Origin of the sequence: Mycobacterium sp. E802 (assembly GCF_001666875.1) — a bacterium.
GTDB lineage: Bacteria > Actinomycetota > Actinomycetes > Mycobacteriales > Mycobacteriaceae > Mycobacterium.
In genome coordinates, this window is sequence record NZ_LZJD01000003.1 from 1 (window position 1) to 14,461 (window position 14,461).

Here is a 14,461-nt window from a genome sequence, read left to right on the forward strand (position 1 = left end):
TGGGTCTTCCCGACACTGCAGTTCGAAACCGGCGCCGACGGCGGCCCGACCCGGCAAGTCCGCGGCCTCGACCAGGTCCTCAAGGCACTGCCCGAAGGCCTGCATCCCGTCGCCATCGCAGGTTTTCTGCGCACCCCTCAACCCCACCTGGTCGAGGCCGCGGACTTGCCGGGTCGGGCCGCCGTCGGCGCCGGTTTCGAACTGCAGTGTCGGGAAGACCCAGCTCTGACCGTCCGGGATGGCCCATAGTTCGCCGGCGAGCCGCTTCTGCCGCACGCGGGAGGCGCTGACACCGAGGCCTTTGGCGACGTCGTCGGCAGTGAAGGCGGTAACGGCGAGATGCGCGGTGTGTCCGACGATTTCAGTGCCGGCAGCTACGTAGGCATCGCGGTCCTCGGGGAAGTTGGCCTCGTCAAGGAGTCCGGCTTCGTCCTCGGTGAGCGCTGCGGCCCATGGCCGTAGGGCAGGCAGGCCCTTCAAGGCAGCTACGAACTCGGTGGTGGTGATGGCGAAGCGGTCGTGGAGTAACTGCTCTAGCTCGGAATTCGCCGGCATGACACCCTCCTAACGACGATTAACATCATGATATGAGCGTTAGGACGGGGTGTCGAGGCTCATCGTCCACAAGCAGTAACCGCTCCACCGCCTTCGACGACCACGCCCGCCATCTTTTCCATCGGCTTGATGACCGAGGTGAAGTCGGAATCTGGGCCTTCCTCGCGCAGCGTCTGCTCCCACACCCGTTGCACGGTTTCGGCGATCTCCAACGGCAGCCCCAGTGCGGCGGCCTCACTCAGGTACAAGCCCACGTCCTTGGCCATCAACCCGGTGGCGAAACCGTAGTCGAAGGTGCGGGGGAGGACCGCGCGCGGAAACTTGTCGCGGCTGGCGTGGGTGCCGCCCGAGCCGGCGTTGAGCACGTCGATCATCACGTCGGCGTCCAGTCCGGCTTTCACACCCATCACCATCACCTCGGCCGTCGCGGCCAGGGTGGTCGCGGCCATCAGGTTGTTGATCAGCTTCATGGTCTGCGCGGCGCCAGGGTGCTCGGAGACGAAGATCGCCCGGCCGATCGCGTCGAACACCGGTGCCAGCCGGTCGAACTCGGCACGAGGACCGGACACCATGATTGCCAGGGTGCCGGCCTGCGCGCCGTGTACCCCACCACTGACGGGACTGTCCAGAGCCGCGATGCCGCGAGCGGCCAGGACGGTGTTATTGCGTTGCGCGGCTTGGCCTCCCACCGTGGAGAGATCGACGAAGCACCGGATTCGGGAACCGGCCGCGACGTCGGCCACCACGGACTCCGACACCTGCGGTGTGGGCAGGCTCGCCAGCACCGTCTCTGTCTGATCGGCCACGTCGCGGACCGACTGCGCCGACCGAGCGCCCAGCGCGACCGCCTTGGCCAGGACGTCCTCACGCACATCGAAGGCGACCACGGGAAAGCCCGCGGCCAACACCCGGCTCATGATGGGCCAGCCCATGTTGCCCAGCCCGACGAAGCCGACCTCTGAACTCATGACTGCTCCGCGTCCAGCTCGGCGAACACGGCCCGGGCCAGCCGAAAGCTGTCGACCGCGGCCGGGATGCCGGCGTAGATGCCGACCTGGAGGAAGATCTCGCAGATCTCGTCGCGGGTGACACCGTTGGTGAGTGCCCCGCGGATGTGGGTGCTCAATTCGTTGGGGCGGTTGAGCACCGCGATCATCGCCAGGTTCAGCATGCTGCGGGTCTTGAGCTCCAGGCCGTCGCGTCCCCAGACCGCGCCCCAGCAGTACTCGGTGACCAGATCCTGCAGGGGTTTCGAGAATTTGTCGGCGTTCCCGGCTGCCTTGCGGACGTAGTCCTCGCCCAACACGGCGGTGCGGATCGCCCTGCCCTTGTCATACGTGTCCTGATCCATCGTGCCCTTTCGATCGTTCGTGTTCTTACGCCATCACGGGTTTCGCGGACGCACCCCGTCGAGGAAGAGTCGGACACAGGTCCGCATGCGTTGGTCGAGGGCGTCGCGGTCCCACTCCACGCCCCACAGGGCCCCGGTCGCCGGGCCGCCGACGGTCATGGAAAGGAATGCGCCGCCGAGCACTTCGGGGTCCTCGACCTCGATGGCCCCGGCCGCGGCATGCCGTCGCAGCAGGTCGGCGATGAAGTGCAGCGCCGGCACGGTGCCTTGGTCGTAGGCCAACCGGTACAACTTCGGGAACCGGTAACCCTCCGCGTTGAGAATTCGTTGCAGTGCGACGCCGGCCTCGCTGGTATAGCTGACGAGCCTGATCTTGGCGATCGCGAGCAGGGTCTCCTCCAGGTCGTCGGTCTCTGCTGCCTGCAGAGTCTCCACCGGCACCAGCCAGCGGTCCACGGCCCGCTGAACCGCGGCTTCGAACAGTGCGGCCTTGTCCGGGTAGAGCCCGTAGATGGTGCGCTTCGCCATGCCGGCGGTCGCCGCGATGCCGTCGATGGTAGAGCGCTCAAACCCGTTGGCCAGGAACACTTCCAGCGCACAGTCGAGCAGCTCACGGTGGCGCTGCTCGGCCTGTTCGCGGGTCGGTCGGCCGGCGCGGGGCCGCGCGGTGGCGCTTGACGAACGTCGGGGCACGGGAGCATATTATCAGTAATGAAACGTTCTAGGTGCTATTAATTTTATTTCAGGAGCCGCCATGACCGCAGCCGACCAACTCCTTGCTCTGCAGACCGCGCCGGACCGCTACGACATCGCGCCCGCCGACGTGCAACAACTGCAGATCGAGGCAGTGAACGAGAGATTCACGGCTCGGGTCGACCAGATCCCGTTGCTGCGCAACCGCGCACAGTCCGCAGAGATCAGCAAGGTTGCGCAGCGCGAGGATCTGGTGCCGTTGTTGTTCGCGCACGGCGCCTACAAGAGCTACGCCCAGAACTGGCTGACCGATGGCCGGTGGGACCGGATGGCCAAGTGGGTGGGGACCGTCTCCACCTGCGATCCGAGTGGGGTTGACGTCGACGGCATCACGGGGCTGGATGATTTCGTCGCCCGGATGGAGTCCGCCGGGTGTTTCCTGACCTGCTCCAGCGGCACCACCGGCAAGCCGGCCATGATCGCCTGCTCCGAAACCGACCTGGACGTCGCCGCGCGGGCCAACGTCACCGGATTGACCTGGGCCACCGGCATTCCGGCCGATGGCAGCCGCAAACTGTTCGGGCTCGGTCCGCGCACCAAGGTCGAGCGCAATGAGCGCACCCGCATCGCGCTGGTGGAAGCGTTCTCCAGCGAAGCTGACAGCTACCAACTGCCCGTCGAGCCGATCTCGGTCGGTTCGATCATGAAGATGATCGAGCTGCGTCGCCGCATCGGCGACGGCACCGCGAGCCCTTCGGAGATCACTGCCTTCGAGTCCACCAGTGCCGAGCGGCAGAACGCGATGGATGCAGCCACCGCCGGGGCGGTCGACGAGCTGATCGACAGCCGCGACCGTGCGCTGCTGCTCACCGGAATGTTCGCCTCGCTCTACCAGATGGCCCAAGGGGTGCGGTCAAAAGGCTTCTCCGGAACGGACTTCCGGGACGACACCGCGCTGCTGGTGGCCGGCGGCCTCAAGGGCGCTGCCCTGCCGCCGGACTACCGGGAGTTCATCTTCGACACCTTCAACATCGCCGATGAGCGGGTCTACCACTTCTACACCATGCAGGAGCTCAACACCCCGTTCCCGAAGTGCCGGGCCGGCCGCTACCACGTGCCGCCATGGGTGTTGTTGCTGCCCTTGGACGAACCCGGGGAAAACCTCGTCGACACCACCGCCGGGCCCGTACAAGCGCGTGCCGCCTTCTTCGACCTGTCGCTGGACGGCCGCTGGGGCGGCGTCATTTCCGGTGACCGCGTCGACGCCGATTTCGGGGTCTGCGAGTGTGGCCATCAGGGGCCGACCGTCGGGCCGGACATCACCCGCTATGCCGATCTGGGTGGGGACAAGATCACCTGCTCGGGCACCATCGACGCCTACGTGCGGGGTGAAGCATGAGCGCGGCGGCGGCGTTGTCAGCCCCGTTCATGATCCGCGGCAAACTGGTCGAAGGGGATGCCGTACAACACCGGTCGCGTGACCTCGGCGTCGATTTCACCACGCCGGCAATCGATCTCGACACCTTGATCACCTCCCGTCAAGAATTGCCGCCACTGCTCGACGTGCCGGTGGCCGAGATCATCGACTTTCTCGTCGAGACCGGCGAACGCCTTGCGCTCGACGGCAATTCGCACATGCAACGCTGCCTGGACCTGGTGGCCGAGACCAACCCGCTGCCGCGGCGTGTGGTGGAGAACCTCTACCGCAGCGCGCCCGCGCTGTTGAGCCGCGACAGCCTGTGGGCCCAGGTCGAGTCCAACTTCGCCGAACCGGCGGTGCTCGACGGCTGGGTCAGTCGGACCGACACCAGCGGCAACACCGGGGCCGTCCGGGCTTTCCCGCCTCGCATGGTGCACATGCTGGTCGGAAACGCGCCGGCCGGTTGCATCGCCTCGATTGCCCAGGGCGCCCTGGTCAAGGCCATCAATCTGTTCAAGATGCCGTCCTCGGATCCGTTCACCACGGTGGCCGTGCTGCGGACGATGGCCGAGATCGATCCGGAACACCCGGTGGTGCAGTCGATGTCGGCGGTCTACTGGGCCGGTGGTGACGAGGCGATCGAGCGGACCCTGTACCGCCCGCAGTACTTCGACAAGATCGTGGCCTGGGGCGGCGGGCCGGCGATCAACAACGTCATCAAGTACCTCGGTCCCGGGATCCAGCTGGTGTCGTTCGACCCGAAATCGTCGATCTCGATGATCGGGCGTGAGGCGTTCGCCTCCGACGAGGTGCTCGCCGAGGTGGCCGAACGGGTGGCCGCCGACACCTGCGTCTTCAACCAAGAGGCCTGCCTGGCAAGCCGATTCGTGTTCCTGGAGACCACCGACCGCGAGCAGGCGCGACGGTTCTGTGCCGCGCTGCTACCACGTCTCGGAGATGACCGGCTGTTCGGTTCTGCGGTGGCCCCGCTGCCGCCCACCGACATCCGCGACGAGATCGAGGTGATGGGTGCGATGGGCGATGAACTCGAGGTGTTCGGCCGCTTCGACGGCCGCGGCATGGTGTTGTTGTCCGATGAGCCGGTCGACTTTCATCCGTCGAACAAGATCTCCAACGTCGTTATGGTGGACTCACTCGAGCACGCCGTCCGCTACGTCAACGTCGCGACGCAGACCATCGGCGTCTACCCCTATGAACGCAAGGTCCAGTTGCGCGACGTGTTGGCCGGCGCGGGCGCCCAGCGGGTGTGCCGGGTGGGTACCGCCAACGGTCACGTCGCGGGCGGCCCGCACGATGCCATGTACCCGCTGGCCCGGTTCGTGCACTGGATGGGCGACGACGATATTTTCAGCGGCAACCCCAACGCCAACGCCAACGCCGCGTTGCCGATTTGTGCCGGGTAACGCCCGCACACCGGCGTACGCTGCCGGCATGTCTACGTCGTCGACAACGTCCATGCGGCGTCGACCTGGCGTCGTCGAGTCGGTGATCAGTTGGGCCTTATGGGCCTTCGCCGGCTTGATTGCCGTGTTGCTGGCGTTCGCCGCGATCTTTCCCGTGGGCTTCAGCGGCGCGTACCCCGACCAGGCCGATGACGCGGCGACCGTGGCGGGGTGGGCGGCGCTCACCGTGGCGGTGGTCGTCCTGGCCCCGATCGGCATGGCGATCGGACATTGGCGGCGTTGGCACATCTGGTACTGGCCAGTGTTGTGCGCGGCCTCGGCGGCCACAACGCTCGTCCTGCTGCAGGCCTTGTAGGCGTCGTATCGAGCGCGGTAGGACCGGCCACGTAAACTGGAGGGCCGGAGTTTTAACCGGAAAAGGGGCGTACCTGCATGAGCGGCCATTCCAAGTGGGCCACCACCAAGCACAAGAAGGCCGTCATCGACGCCAAGCGCGGCAAGATGTTCGCCAAGTTGATCAAGAATATCGAGGTCGCGGCACGTGTCGGCGGGGGAGATCCGGCCGGTAACCCCACGCTCTACGACGCCATCCAGAAGGCGAAGAAGAGCTCGGTACCCAACGACAACATCGAGCGCGCCCGCAAGCGCGGCGGCGGTGAAGAGGCCGGCGGCGCCGACTGGCAGAACATCACCTACGAGGGTTACGGCCCCAACGGTGTGGCGGTGCTCATCGAGTGCCTGACCGACAACCGCAACCGGGCGGCCGGTGAGGTGCGCGTGGCGATGACCCGCAACGGCGGCAACATGGCCGACCCAGGATCGGTGGCCTACCTGTTCTCCCGCAAGGGCGTGGTGACGCTGGAGAAGAACGGCCTGACCGAGGACGACGTGCTGATGGCCGTCCTGGAAGCCGGAGCCGAGGAGGTCAACGACCTCGGTGACTCCTTCGAGATCATCTCCGAACCCACGGACCTGGTCGCGGTGCGCACCGCCCTGCAGGATGCCGGCATCGACTACGAGTCGGCCGAGGCCAGCTTCCAACCGTCGGTCACGGTGCCGGTCGATCTGGAGGGCGCCCGCAAGGTGCTCAAGCTCGTCGACGCGCTGGAAGACAGCGACGACGTCCAAGACGTCTACACCAACATCGACATCCCCGACGACGTCGCCGCGCAGCTCGACGAGGAGTAGTCGGCCTACCAGGGCTCAGTGCAGCGCCGCGTCGATCGGCGTCTTTCCGGAGATCACCTCGAACGTACGGCCGGCAGTCTCCGGCTTGTCCAGGACGGCGAGCAGCACGCGTGCCACATCCTCGCGGGGAATGCTGCCCCGGCCGGTCGATTCGGCGACCGTCACGTGTCCGCTGCCGGGCTCGTCGGTGAGTCCGCCCGGTCGCACGATCGTGGTGCGTAAGCCGGCGCGCGCACGGACGTCGGCGTCGGCCTCGGACTTGGCGTGCATGTAGGCCCGAAACACGTCGTCGTAGTTCTCATCGAGCGAGCGGTCGTCGGCCGACAGCGCCGACACCATCACGTAGCGGCTCACGCCCGCCGCCTCAGCGGCGTCGGCCAGCAGGATCGCGGCATCCCGGTCGACGGTCTGCTTGCGTGCGGCCCCGCTGCCCGGACCGGCCCCGGCGGCGAACACCACGGCTTCGGCCCCGGCCCCCGCCAAATCGGCTGACTGGTCGGGGTTTCGGATGAGGCCGATCGCCTCGTCGCCTCGTGCCGACAGCAACCGTTCCAGAATGAGGGCGATCTTCCCGTGTCCGCCCGCGATGACCACGCGCATAGTTACCTCCTAGGGACACGGTATCCCCGGGTGGCTCACTGGGTCAGGAAGCGGCCGATCTCCTCGGCGGTGCGTTCGGGTTGATCGAGCATGATCAGCACCTTGGCGTCGTCGATCTGGCGTAGTTGCCCGTTGGGAAGTAGCTCGGCCAGGCGCCGACCGTGTGCGGGCGGCATCACGGTGTTGTCACTCCACAACACCAGCGCCGGGCCGGTGAAATCGGCCAGCGCATTGGTGGCCCGGATCAACTCGGCCTTGTCGAATCGGCTGCGGCAGTAGCTGATCAGGTCGCGGCGGATCCGGCGATCGGCCAGGGCCGCGTCGGTCCAATCCCCGAAAAGCTGTTGGGGGATCGGCTTTTTCGCCATCTCGCCCCACAGTATCCGTTGCCGGCGCAGCCACGGTATCCGCATCTGGCGCAGCGCGAAGGAGACGGTGCCGGTGGTGCGGCTGGCCAGCCACAGCACCGTGGCGTACGGGGCGGGCGGGAAGTTGTCGAACGCCTCCGAGGGGCAGATCACCAGTCGCGCAATGCGTTTGTCCCGTCCGGTGTCGGTCAGGAACAACGGTCCGCCCCAGTCGCTGACGATCAGCGTGACGTCCGCGAGATCCAGGGCGTCGAGAAAGTCGGCGACGATACCGAGCATGCCGTCCATGCGGAGGTCGGTGCCGTCGGGCATGGGGATGCGGTGTCCGCCCATGGGCAGTACCGGCAGCAGATAGCGGAATCCGGTGGGAAGCAGCGGCAGGGTCGTGTCCCACTGCGTGTCGTTCATCAACAGTCCGTGCAGCAGCACCACTGGCGGACCGGCCGGATCTCCTTCCTCCCGATATTCGATGGTCCCGGTGGGCAGTTCCACGGTCTTCATGTCGCCTCCTGGCGCTAGAACGATGATTCTAGAATTTATGCTCTAGTCTGTCTGCGGGAGGTTCAGATGGCAAGGTCCACCCGGGAGAAGATACTGACCGCCACCGTCGAGCTGATGCGGCACAAGGGCTATGCGGCGGTCGGTATGAAAGACATCGTGGTGGCCTCCGGAGCCCCGATCGGATCGCTCTACCACCACTTCCGCGGCGGAAAACTGCAAATCGCCCGCGAGGCATTGATCGACGCGGGGGCCGCCTACGGACTGCTCATCCCGACCATCGTCGACGAGTACGACGATCTCGGGCAGGCCATCGAGGGGATCTTCAACCAGGCCGCTGAGGACATGGCGACCAGTGGGTTCACCAACATATGCCCGGTCGGCACCGTGGCTGCCGAAACCTCCGACACCGTCGAGGAGTTGCGAACGGCTGCGGCCGGTGTGTTCACCGCGTGGCTGGACGGCGGCGCCGGCTACTTCGCCCAGCGTGGCGTCGACCCGGCGGTGGCGCGTGATGTGACGACGGCCGTCGTGGCAGCCCTTGAGGGGGCGTTCATCCTGGCGCGAGCGCTCCGCGACGTCGAGCCGCTCCATGCCGCCGGCCGCGCTTTGGCTCCGTCCTACCGGGGGATTGCCCTCGGCGTCCGCCTGTCTACTGTTACGGCGAACTGAGCCGGAAGGGGGAGCCATGGGGATGACGAACGAGGCGGTGACCGACCTGCGCGGTGTGGTGTGGAATGTGCGGCGCAAATGGATGTCCGGGCCCGACACGTGGACCGACTCCGACGGTATGATCGGCGCAATCTTGAGCATCGTGGCGTTGCTGCAATTGCTGGCCTGGCCGTTCTGGTTCCTGGCGAAATTCCTCGGAGTGCCGTGGACGATCATCATCGAACAGGCCGGCCGGGAAGTCGGGACCGAGCGCGTCCGGGGATGGCGGGCCTCCCGCCGACGGATGGAGGAGATCCGCCGCAACATCGGCGCGTCTCGCTGATTGGCGTGTCCCTGCGTCGCCCCGTCGGCGTGGCCCGCTAGGCTATCGAACAGATGTTCTGACGAAGGGGTTCGTGTGCGGGTGATGGGAGTGGATCCCGGGTTGACGCGCTGCGGCCTGTCGGTGGTCGAGAGCGGTCAGGGCCGGAAGGTGACTGCGCTGGATGTGGACGTGGTCCGCACCCCGGCCGATACACCGCTGCACAAGCGGCTGCTGGAGATCAGCGACGTTGCCGAGTACTGGATGGACACCCATCGGCCGGATGTGATCGCGATCGAGCGGGTCTTCGCGCAACAAAATGTCTCGACTGTGATGGGAACGGCGCAGGCCGGCGGGGTGATCGCGCTGGCCGCCGCCCGGCGTGACATCGAGGTGCACTTTCACACTCCCTCCGAGGTCAAGGCGGCCGTCACCGGCAACGGTCGCGCCGGCAAGGCGCAGGTCACCGAGATGATCACCAGAATTCTTGCGCTGCAAGCCAAACCGACACCGGCCGACGCCGCGGACGCCCTGGCCCTGGCGATCTGCCACTGCTGGCGGGCGCCGATGATCGCGCGGATGGCCGCCGCCGAGGCCATGGCCGCTGAACAACGGCGCAAGTACACGGCGAAACTCAAGGCGGCCCGGGCATGATCGCCTCGGTGCGGGGCGAGGTCATCGACATCGCGCTCGACCATGCCGTGATCGAGGCTGCCGGTGTCGGCTACAAGGTGATGGCCACGCCTTCGACGCTGGCGAACCTGCGCCGCGGCACCGAGTCCCGCCTGATCACCGCGATGATCGTGCGTGAGGATTCGATGACGCTCTACGGGTTTGCCGACGGTGAGGCCCGCGATCTGTTCCTCACGCTGCTCGGGGTGTCCGGGGTCGGGCCGAAGATCGCCTTGGCGACGTTGGCAGTGTACGACCCGCAGGCGCTGCGGCAGGCGTTGGCCGACGGCGACGTCACCGCGCTGACGCGGGTTCCGGGCATCGGTAAACGCGGCGCCGAGCGCATGGTGCTCGAACTGCGCGACAAGATCGGTCCGGTCACCCCCGGGGCCGCCGGCGGCGCCATCGGTCATGCGGTGCGGGCGCCGGTGGTGGAAGCCCTTGTCGGACTTGGCTTTGCCGTCAAGCAGGCCGAGGAGGCCACCGACAAGGTGCTGGCCAACGATCCCGAGGCCACCACGTCGTCGGCGCTGCGTGCGGCGTTGTCCATGTTGGGTAAGAAGTAATGGGCCGTTTCGATCACGCCGAGGAGTCCGACGAGCGGGAGGTCTCGCCGGCGCTGACGGTCGGTGAGGGCGATATCGATGCCAGCTTGCGTCCGCGCTCGCTGGGTGAGTTCATCGGCCAGCCCCGGGTGCGCGAGCAGCTGCAGTTGGTCATCGAAGGCGCCAAAAACCGCGGTGGCACACCGGATCACATCCTGCTGTCGGGTCCACCGGGGCTCGGCAAGACGTCGCTGGCGATGATCATCGCGGCCGAGTTGGGATCCTCGCTGCGGCTCACGTCCGGTCCGGCGTTGGAGCGGGCCGGCGACCTGGCCGCGATGCTGTCCAACCTCGTCGAGCACGATGTGCTGTTCATCGACGAGATCCACCGCATCGCCCGGCCCGCCGAGGAAATGCTGTATCTGGCAATGGAGGACTTCCGCGTCGACGTGGTGGTGGGCAAAGGCCCTGGCGCCACGTCGATTCCGCTCGAAGTAGCACCCTTCACGCTGGTGGGCGCCACCACTCGGTCAGGGGCATTGACGGGCCCACTGCGCGACCGGTTCGGGTTCACCGCACACATGGATTTCTACGAACCTGTTGAGCTCGAGCGCGTGCTGGCCCGGTCCGCGGGCATCCTCGGCATCCACCTCGGTGCTGAGGCCGGCACCGAGATCGCCCGCCGATCCCGTGGGACGCCACGTATCGCCAACCGCTTGCTGCGCCGGGTCCGGGACTACGCCGAGGTGCGTGCCGACGGCGTGATCACCCGCGATATCGCCAAGGCGGCTCTTGAGGTCTACGACGTCGACGAGCTCGGGCTGGACCGGCTGGACCGGGCCGTATTGTCCGCACTGACCCGTAGTTTCGGCGGTGGCCCGGTCGGGGTGTCGACGCTCGCAGTGGCGGTGGGGGAGGAAGCCACCACCGTCGAGGAGGTCTGCGAACCCTTCCTGGTGCGTGCCGGGATGGTGGCCCGCACCCCGAGGGGCCGGGTAGCCACCCCGCTGGCGTGGACACATCTGGGAATGCAACCGCCGGTCACCGGGTTAGGCCAGCCCGGGCTGTTCGAATAGACCGCATGGTCGTTACTGCTCTAGGCCGCGGGCTTGTTGAACACCACGTGGATTTCGCGGGTGAGGCGTCGGATTCCGCCGGGTAATGGTGGTGCGGTGGAGCGGTAGATCGCGCCGGTCGGAGTGATGTGTTCGGTGCAGTGCCGGCCGAACTCATCGACCCCTGGCACCACCTGCCAGCCGGGTGCTTCTTTGACGTAATTGCAGCGTTCACACAGTCCTTCACCGTTATCGGCGCTGGTCGGGCCGTGGCGGTGATACGGGGTGACGTGGTCGATGTGCCGGATCGGGGCGTTGCAGTACGGGGTGCGACAGATTTCGTCGCGCACCGCGATGAACCGGGCCAGGCCTTTGGGGAACCGCCGCGAACGCGATTCCATGGCAACCAGGGCGCCGGTGTCTGGAGCCGCGTAGAGCCGTCGCAGGGTGACCCAGGAATCGTCGGCGTCCAGGGCGTCACTGATCAGACGGCGCGCCACGGAGGCGGGGATGGGTCCGTAGCCTTCCAGGCGTGCCGGATAGGCGGCGCCGGCGAAGAGCGTCTCGTCTGAGAGCACCAGATTGACCCCGACACGGAGGGGCGCGGCCGCCTCACGGCCGGTGATCCGCGCGACCACAGTGTCCGCCATGGCCTGGCCACGGTTGCGGCCGTCGGTGCGGCTGTCGGCTGCGGCGTTGAGAGCGCCGCGGACAGCCGCAGCGTCGGTGGCCGGTAGCACGACGGTCATCATCGCCATGTTGTCGGCCGCGGGTCGGAAGGTGACGTTGCGATCTTCCGGTGCTCTGGCGGCCCGGTTGGCGACCGCCTGTGGATCCAATTGGCAGGCAATTCTTTTGGCCTCAGATGCGATTCGCGCATCACCGAGGCCCTCGAGCGTCGAGGCATCGCCACACAGCTCTTCGTCGAAGCGCCGCCGATCGGCGGGGGACAGGCAGGCTGCTTCGCGCACGATCAGCCGGGCGCGTGATTCGGTGAGGATGCCGGTTTCCAAGGCGTGCAGCGTATGGCGAAGGTCGCGAACCAAAATCCTGGCGTCGGTGAGGTGATGGCTGCCGCGGGTCGGTGAATCCAGCCGCGCCATACCGATTTCCGACCCCAGCCCGCGGCCGCGCTGACGGATGGGTACGCCCGCGGCGGCTTCGGCGGCCCTGCGTGCGGCGTCCAATGCGGCGGTGGCGCGGGCCTGCCCGGCTGCAGCGGCCGACTTGAGCCGTTCGAGTTCCGCGATGCGTTCCCGCAGGGTCGCCTCGTCGGCGTCCGCGGCGATCGTCGCGTATTCTTCGAACATATGTGCGACTCTACACCTCGAGGATGACAATCTGTGCGGAATCCGCCCCGCTGTCCTCCTGAATTGAGCTGTGCCACCTGAAGATTTTGGTGTACGTCTGCGTCGTTGCCGGCCCTTACGATTGGCCGATGCCCGAGGAGTCCCCGGCGGCCCGTCCGTGGTATCGAGCGCTGCGGCGGCCATTGGCCAGCCTCGCCGTTGGTGCCTCGGTCGCGGCCGCGATCGTCGCGATCGTGAGCGCGATTGCGATGTACGCGATTCATTCCTCGACCGATGTCATGTCCAGTTCGCCAACTGCCATGGGTGTCGCGGCCACCATCGTCGGGGCATGCGTAATCATCTTGGTGCTACTGGGCGTCGGCCTGCGAACTCGGAGCTCATGGCGCAAGTCTCTGATCGCGCTCGTTGGATTCACGGCCGCGGCGCTGGCTATCTGGAGTGCCCTGGAGGTCGTCGATTTATACGAATCGCGCGACTCCCTGGTGTTTGTCGACTCCACCGGGACGACGGTGCTCACCGCTGTCGCGTTGGTGTCTGCGATCGCCGCGGCGGTCCTGGGTCTGGCGGCGGTGACGTTCGCGCGTGACGTCAGCAAGCGAGTAGCGTTCAGCGCCTTCCTCGCCGTTGCGCTCCTGACCACCTTGCCGACCTATCGGTCGATTCAGGATCACCGCGCCGACGTGTGGCAACCCGACCTCACTACAAGGGCGACGACGCCTGCACCGGTCCCGGACGATATCGGTGCCGTCCGTTACCGGGTACCAATGGGCGACGGTGATCAGATTCCCCGCGTCTACGCCGCCGGTAACGGTTTCATCATCGACACTCGCAACGGGTTGACTGCCTACGACGGCGTGACCGGTGAGAAACGCTGGCATGCTGGCGGTTTCGGGACCAGCGGGCGACTCCTGGTGGTGCATCGCGATCCCGACGACACGGCAGGGATCGTCGTTCTCTTCCTGTACGGCGGAATCGTTGCGTTCGACGGCAGCTCCGGTGAGGTGCTGTGGCGCCGCGAATACAGCCGAGGTGGCGAGGTGACCGCGGCGACTGGATCCATCGATGCGCTCGGCGTGGTCGTATTCACGGCGGACGCGCCAGAAATTGACAACAGTCGCACGCGCCTCCACTCTCTCGATCCCTCGACCGGCGAGGAGCGTTGGAACGACCTCATCGACTGCAGTAATCCGACTTTGGATCCAGGAACACCCGGCCAGTTCTCCTACCGCTGCGGCGGCGAGCCAGCGGTCATCGATGCGCACACCGGGGACTTCACCGACATGCCCGGCGAATATGCCCCGGATGCGGGTTCGGATGTCTACGTGGTGTCCGACCCTCGCCCGCAGCAGGATCCGACCGAGTCAGACGTGACCTGGGTGGTGAGTCCGGACGGAAGCGTCATCGACGAGATCCCCGGAACCTACCCCATGTCTGAGGCCCGCGACGGAATGCTGCTGGTCTACGGCGGCGCTGACACATGGCTGTTGCGGGACTACCGCAACCACCGGTCGACAACGCTTCCGCTCCGAATCGAAACGCGGTACGGACTCGACACCATCGACACCATCTGGCTAAACCGGCGCCTGGTTGTCACCACTCGATATGAGTATCCGCAACGCCTCCAGATGGTGGACCCGGCCAGACCCGTCGACATTCAGGTCAGCGCCGAATCGCCGTGCCCCCAAGATGAAGGGTTGCGAGAGCTTTACGGGGTCGCCGGCGCTGTTATCGCACAATGCGGCAACAGCTACATCGCCGGCCTCGTCCCACCCCACTCCTGAGGCCACACATACTGATTGGCCGCGGTCT

Annotated in this window: 17 protein-coding genes; 10 read left to right on the top strand and 7 right to left on the bottom strand. The window is 66.5% G+C overall.

The genetic code is table 11. From position 1 onward, the window contains the following. From A5699_RS00385 to A5699_RS00400, 4 genes are all read right to left on the bottom strand, one after another. The coding region (locus A5699_RS00385) for a helix-turn-helix domain-containing protein (RefSeq protein WP_231965513.1) at positions 1 to 555 on the bottom strand (555 nt) is incomplete at its 3' end. Between the two features lie 59 nt (positions 556 to 614). Beyond that, on the bottom strand, positions 615 to 1,523 hold the full coding sequence (locus tag A5699_RS00390; protein ID WP_067763785.1) for an NAD(P)-dependent oxidoreductase: 909 nt from the start codon (positions 1,521 to 1,523) through the stop codon (positions 615 to 617). Further along, positions 1,520 to 1,906: a carboxymuconolactone decarboxylase family protein gene (locus A5699_RS00395; protein ID WP_067763788.1), complete on the bottom strand. Its 387-nt coding sequence runs from the start codon at positions 1,904 to 1,906 to the stop codon at positions 1,520 to 1,522. The genes A5699_RS00390 and A5699_RS00395 overlap by 4 nt, the downstream gene beginning before the upstream one ends. Positions 1,907 to 1,939: 33 nt before the next feature. Then, on the bottom strand, positions 1,940 to 2,599 hold the full coding sequence (locus A5699_RS00400) for a TetR/AcrR family transcriptional regulator (RefSeq protein ID WP_067763791.1): 660 nt from the start codon (positions 2,597 to 2,599) through the stop codon (positions 1,940 to 1,942). Between the two features lie 61 nt (positions 2,600 to 2,660). Between A5699_RS00400 and A5699_RS00405 the strand changes: the two genes are divergently transcribed. From A5699_RS00405 to A5699_RS00420, 4 genes are all read left to right on the top strand, one after another. Continuing rightward, positions 2,661 to 3,998 carry a hypothetical protein gene (locus A5699_RS00405; RefSeq protein WP_067763794.1) on the top strand — a complete coding sequence of 446 codons (1,338 nt, stop codon included), beginning with the start codon at positions 2,661 to 2,663 and terminating at the stop codon, positions 3,996 to 3,998. Continuing rightward, on the top strand, positions 3,995 to 5,443 hold the full coding sequence (locus tag A5699_RS00410; RefSeq protein WP_067763797.1) for an acyl-CoA reductase: 1,449 nt from the start codon (positions 3,995 to 3,997) through the stop codon (positions 5,441 to 5,443). The genes A5699_RS00405 and A5699_RS00410 overlap by 4 nt, the downstream gene beginning before the upstream one ends. 28 nt (positions 5,444 to 5,471) lie before the next feature. Further along, positions 5,472 to 5,798, top strand: a complete 327-nt coding sequence (locus tag A5699_RS00415) for a hypothetical protein (RefSeq protein WP_067763896.1) — start codon at positions 5,472 to 5,474, stop codon at positions 5,796 to 5,798. Positions 5,799 to 5,875: 77 nt separating this feature from the next. Further along, positions 5,876 to 6,631: a YebC/PmpR family DNA-binding transcriptional regulator gene (locus tag A5699_RS00420; protein WP_067763800.1), complete on the top strand. Its 756-nt coding sequence runs from the start codon at positions 5,876 to 5,878 to the stop codon at positions 6,629 to 6,631. A gap of 15 nt (positions 6,632 to 6,646) precedes the next feature. Here the strand turns inward: A5699_RS00420 and A5699_RS00425 are convergent, their stop codons facing one another. Both A5699_RS00425 and A5699_RS00430 read right to left on the bottom strand, forming a co-directional pair. Continuing rightward, the gene (locus A5699_RS00425; protein ID WP_067763803.1) at positions 6,647 to 7,231 is read right to left on the bottom strand and encodes an NAD(P)H-binding protein; all 585 of its coding nucleotides are present in this window, start codon (positions 7,229 to 7,231) and stop codon (positions 6,647 to 6,649) included. 35 nt (positions 7,232 to 7,266) lie between these two features. Beyond that, a complete protein-coding gene (locus A5699_RS00430) occupies positions 7,267 to 8,100 on the bottom strand; it encodes an alpha/beta fold hydrolase (RefSeq protein ID WP_067763806.1) in 834 nt (277 codons plus the stop codon). Positions 8,101 to 8,166: 66 nt separating this feature from the next. Between A5699_RS00430 and A5699_RS00435 the strand changes: the two genes are divergently transcribed. From A5699_RS00435 to ruvB, 5 genes are all read left to right on the top strand, one after another. Next, positions 8,167 to 8,769: a TetR/AcrR family transcriptional regulator gene (locus A5699_RS00435; protein WP_082957504.1), complete on the top strand. Its 603-nt coding sequence runs from the start codon at positions 8,167 to 8,169 to the stop codon at positions 8,767 to 8,769. 16 nt (positions 8,770 to 8,785) lie between these two features. After that, positions 8,786 to 9,091 carry a hypothetical protein gene (locus A5699_RS00440; RefSeq protein ID WP_157561018.1) on the top strand — a complete coding sequence of 102 codons (306 nt, stop codon included), beginning with the start codon at positions 8,786 to 8,788 and terminating at the stop codon, positions 9,089 to 9,091. A gap of 75 nt (positions 9,092 to 9,166) precedes the next feature. Continuing rightward, a complete protein-coding gene (gene ruvC, locus A5699_RS00445; RefSeq protein WP_067763812.1) occupies positions 9,167 to 9,724 on the top strand; it encodes a crossover junction endodeoxyribonuclease RuvC in 558 nt (185 codons plus the stop codon). Then, a complete protein-coding gene (ruvA, locus tag A5699_RS00450) occupies positions 9,721 to 10,308 on the top strand; it encodes a Holliday junction branch migration protein RuvA (protein ID WP_067763815.1) in 588 nt (195 codons plus the stop codon). Before ruvC ends, ruvA begins: the two co-directional genes overlap by 4 nt. Then, positions 10,308 to 11,363, top strand: a complete 1,056-nt coding sequence (ruvB, locus tag A5699_RS00455; RefSeq protein WP_067763818.1) for a Holliday junction branch migration DNA helicase RuvB — start codon at positions 10,308 to 10,310, stop codon at positions 11,361 to 11,363. Before ruvA ends, ruvB begins: the two co-directional genes overlap by 1 nt. Positions 11,364 to 11,383: 20 nt before the next feature. On the opposite strand, the gene A5699_RS00460 is transcribed toward ruvB, so the two are convergent. Then, positions 11,384 to 12,652: an HNH endonuclease gene (locus tag A5699_RS00460; protein ID WP_067763821.1), complete on the bottom strand. Its 1,269-nt coding sequence runs from the start codon at positions 12,650 to 12,652 to the stop codon at positions 11,384 to 11,386. 128 nt (positions 12,653 to 12,780) lie between these two features. On the opposite strand from A5699_RS00460, the gene A5699_RS00465 reads away from it, so the two are divergent. Further along, complete coding sequence (locus A5699_RS00465) at positions 12,781 to 14,433, top strand: PQQ-binding-like beta-propeller repeat protein (protein WP_067763824.1); 1,653 nt, start codon at positions 12,781 to 12,783, stop codon at positions 14,431 to 14,433. The last annotated feature ends 28 nt before the right edge of the window (positions 14,434 to 14,461 follow it).

Coding starts and splice junctions, on each gene's coding strand:
- A5699_RS00425 (WP_067763803.1), bottom strand. CDS start 7,231: ATGCGCGTGGTCATCGCGGGCGGACACGGGAAGATCGCCCTCATTCTG.
- A5699_RS00460 (WP_067763821.1), bottom strand. CDS start 12,652: ATGTTCGAAGAATACGCGACGATCGCCGCGGACGCCGACGAGGCGACC.
- A5699_RS00395 (WP_067763788.1), bottom strand. CDS start 1,906: ATGGATCAGGACACGTATGACAAGGGCAGGGCGATCCGCACCGCCGTG.
- A5699_RS00435 (WP_082957504.1), top strand. CDS start 8,167: ATGGCAAGGTCCACCCGGGAGAAGATACTGACCGCCACCGTCGAGCTG.
- ruvA (WP_067763815.1), top strand. CDS start 9,721: ATGATCGCCTCGGTGCGGGGCGAGGTCATCGACATCGCGCTCGACCAT.
- A5699_RS00410 (WP_067763797.1), top strand. CDS start 3,995: ATGAGCGCGGCGGCGGCGTTGTCAGCCCCGTTCATGATCCGCGGCAAA.
- A5699_RS00440 (WP_157561018.1), top strand. CDS start 8,786: ATGGGGATGACGAACGAGGCGGTGACCGACCTGCGCGGTGTGGTGTGG.
- A5699_RS00405 (WP_067763794.1), top strand. CDS start 2,661: ATGACCGCAGCCGACCAACTCCTTGCTCTGCAGACCGCGCCGGACCGC.
- A5699_RS00420 (WP_067763800.1), top strand. CDS start 5,876: ATGAGCGGCCATTCCAAGTGGGCCACCACCAAGCACAAGAAGGCCGTC.
- A5699_RS00430 (WP_067763806.1), bottom strand. CDS start 8,100: ATGAAGACCGTGGAACTGCCCACCGGGACCATCGAATATCGGGAGGAA.
- A5699_RS00465 (WP_067763824.1), top strand. CDS start 12,781: ATGCCCGAGGAGTCCCCGGCGGCCCGTCCGTGGTATCGAGCGCTGCGG.
- ruvB (WP_067763818.1), top strand. CDS start 10,308: ATGGGCCGTTTCGATCACGCCGAGGAGTCCGACGAGCGGGAGGTCTCG.
- A5699_RS00390 (WP_067763785.1), bottom strand. CDS start 1,523: ATGAGTTCAGAGGTCGGCTTCGTCGGGCTGGGCAACATGGGCTGGCCC.
- A5699_RS00415 (WP_067763896.1), top strand. CDS start 5,472: ATGTCTACGTCGTCGACAACGTCCATGCGGCGTCGACCTGGCGTCGTC.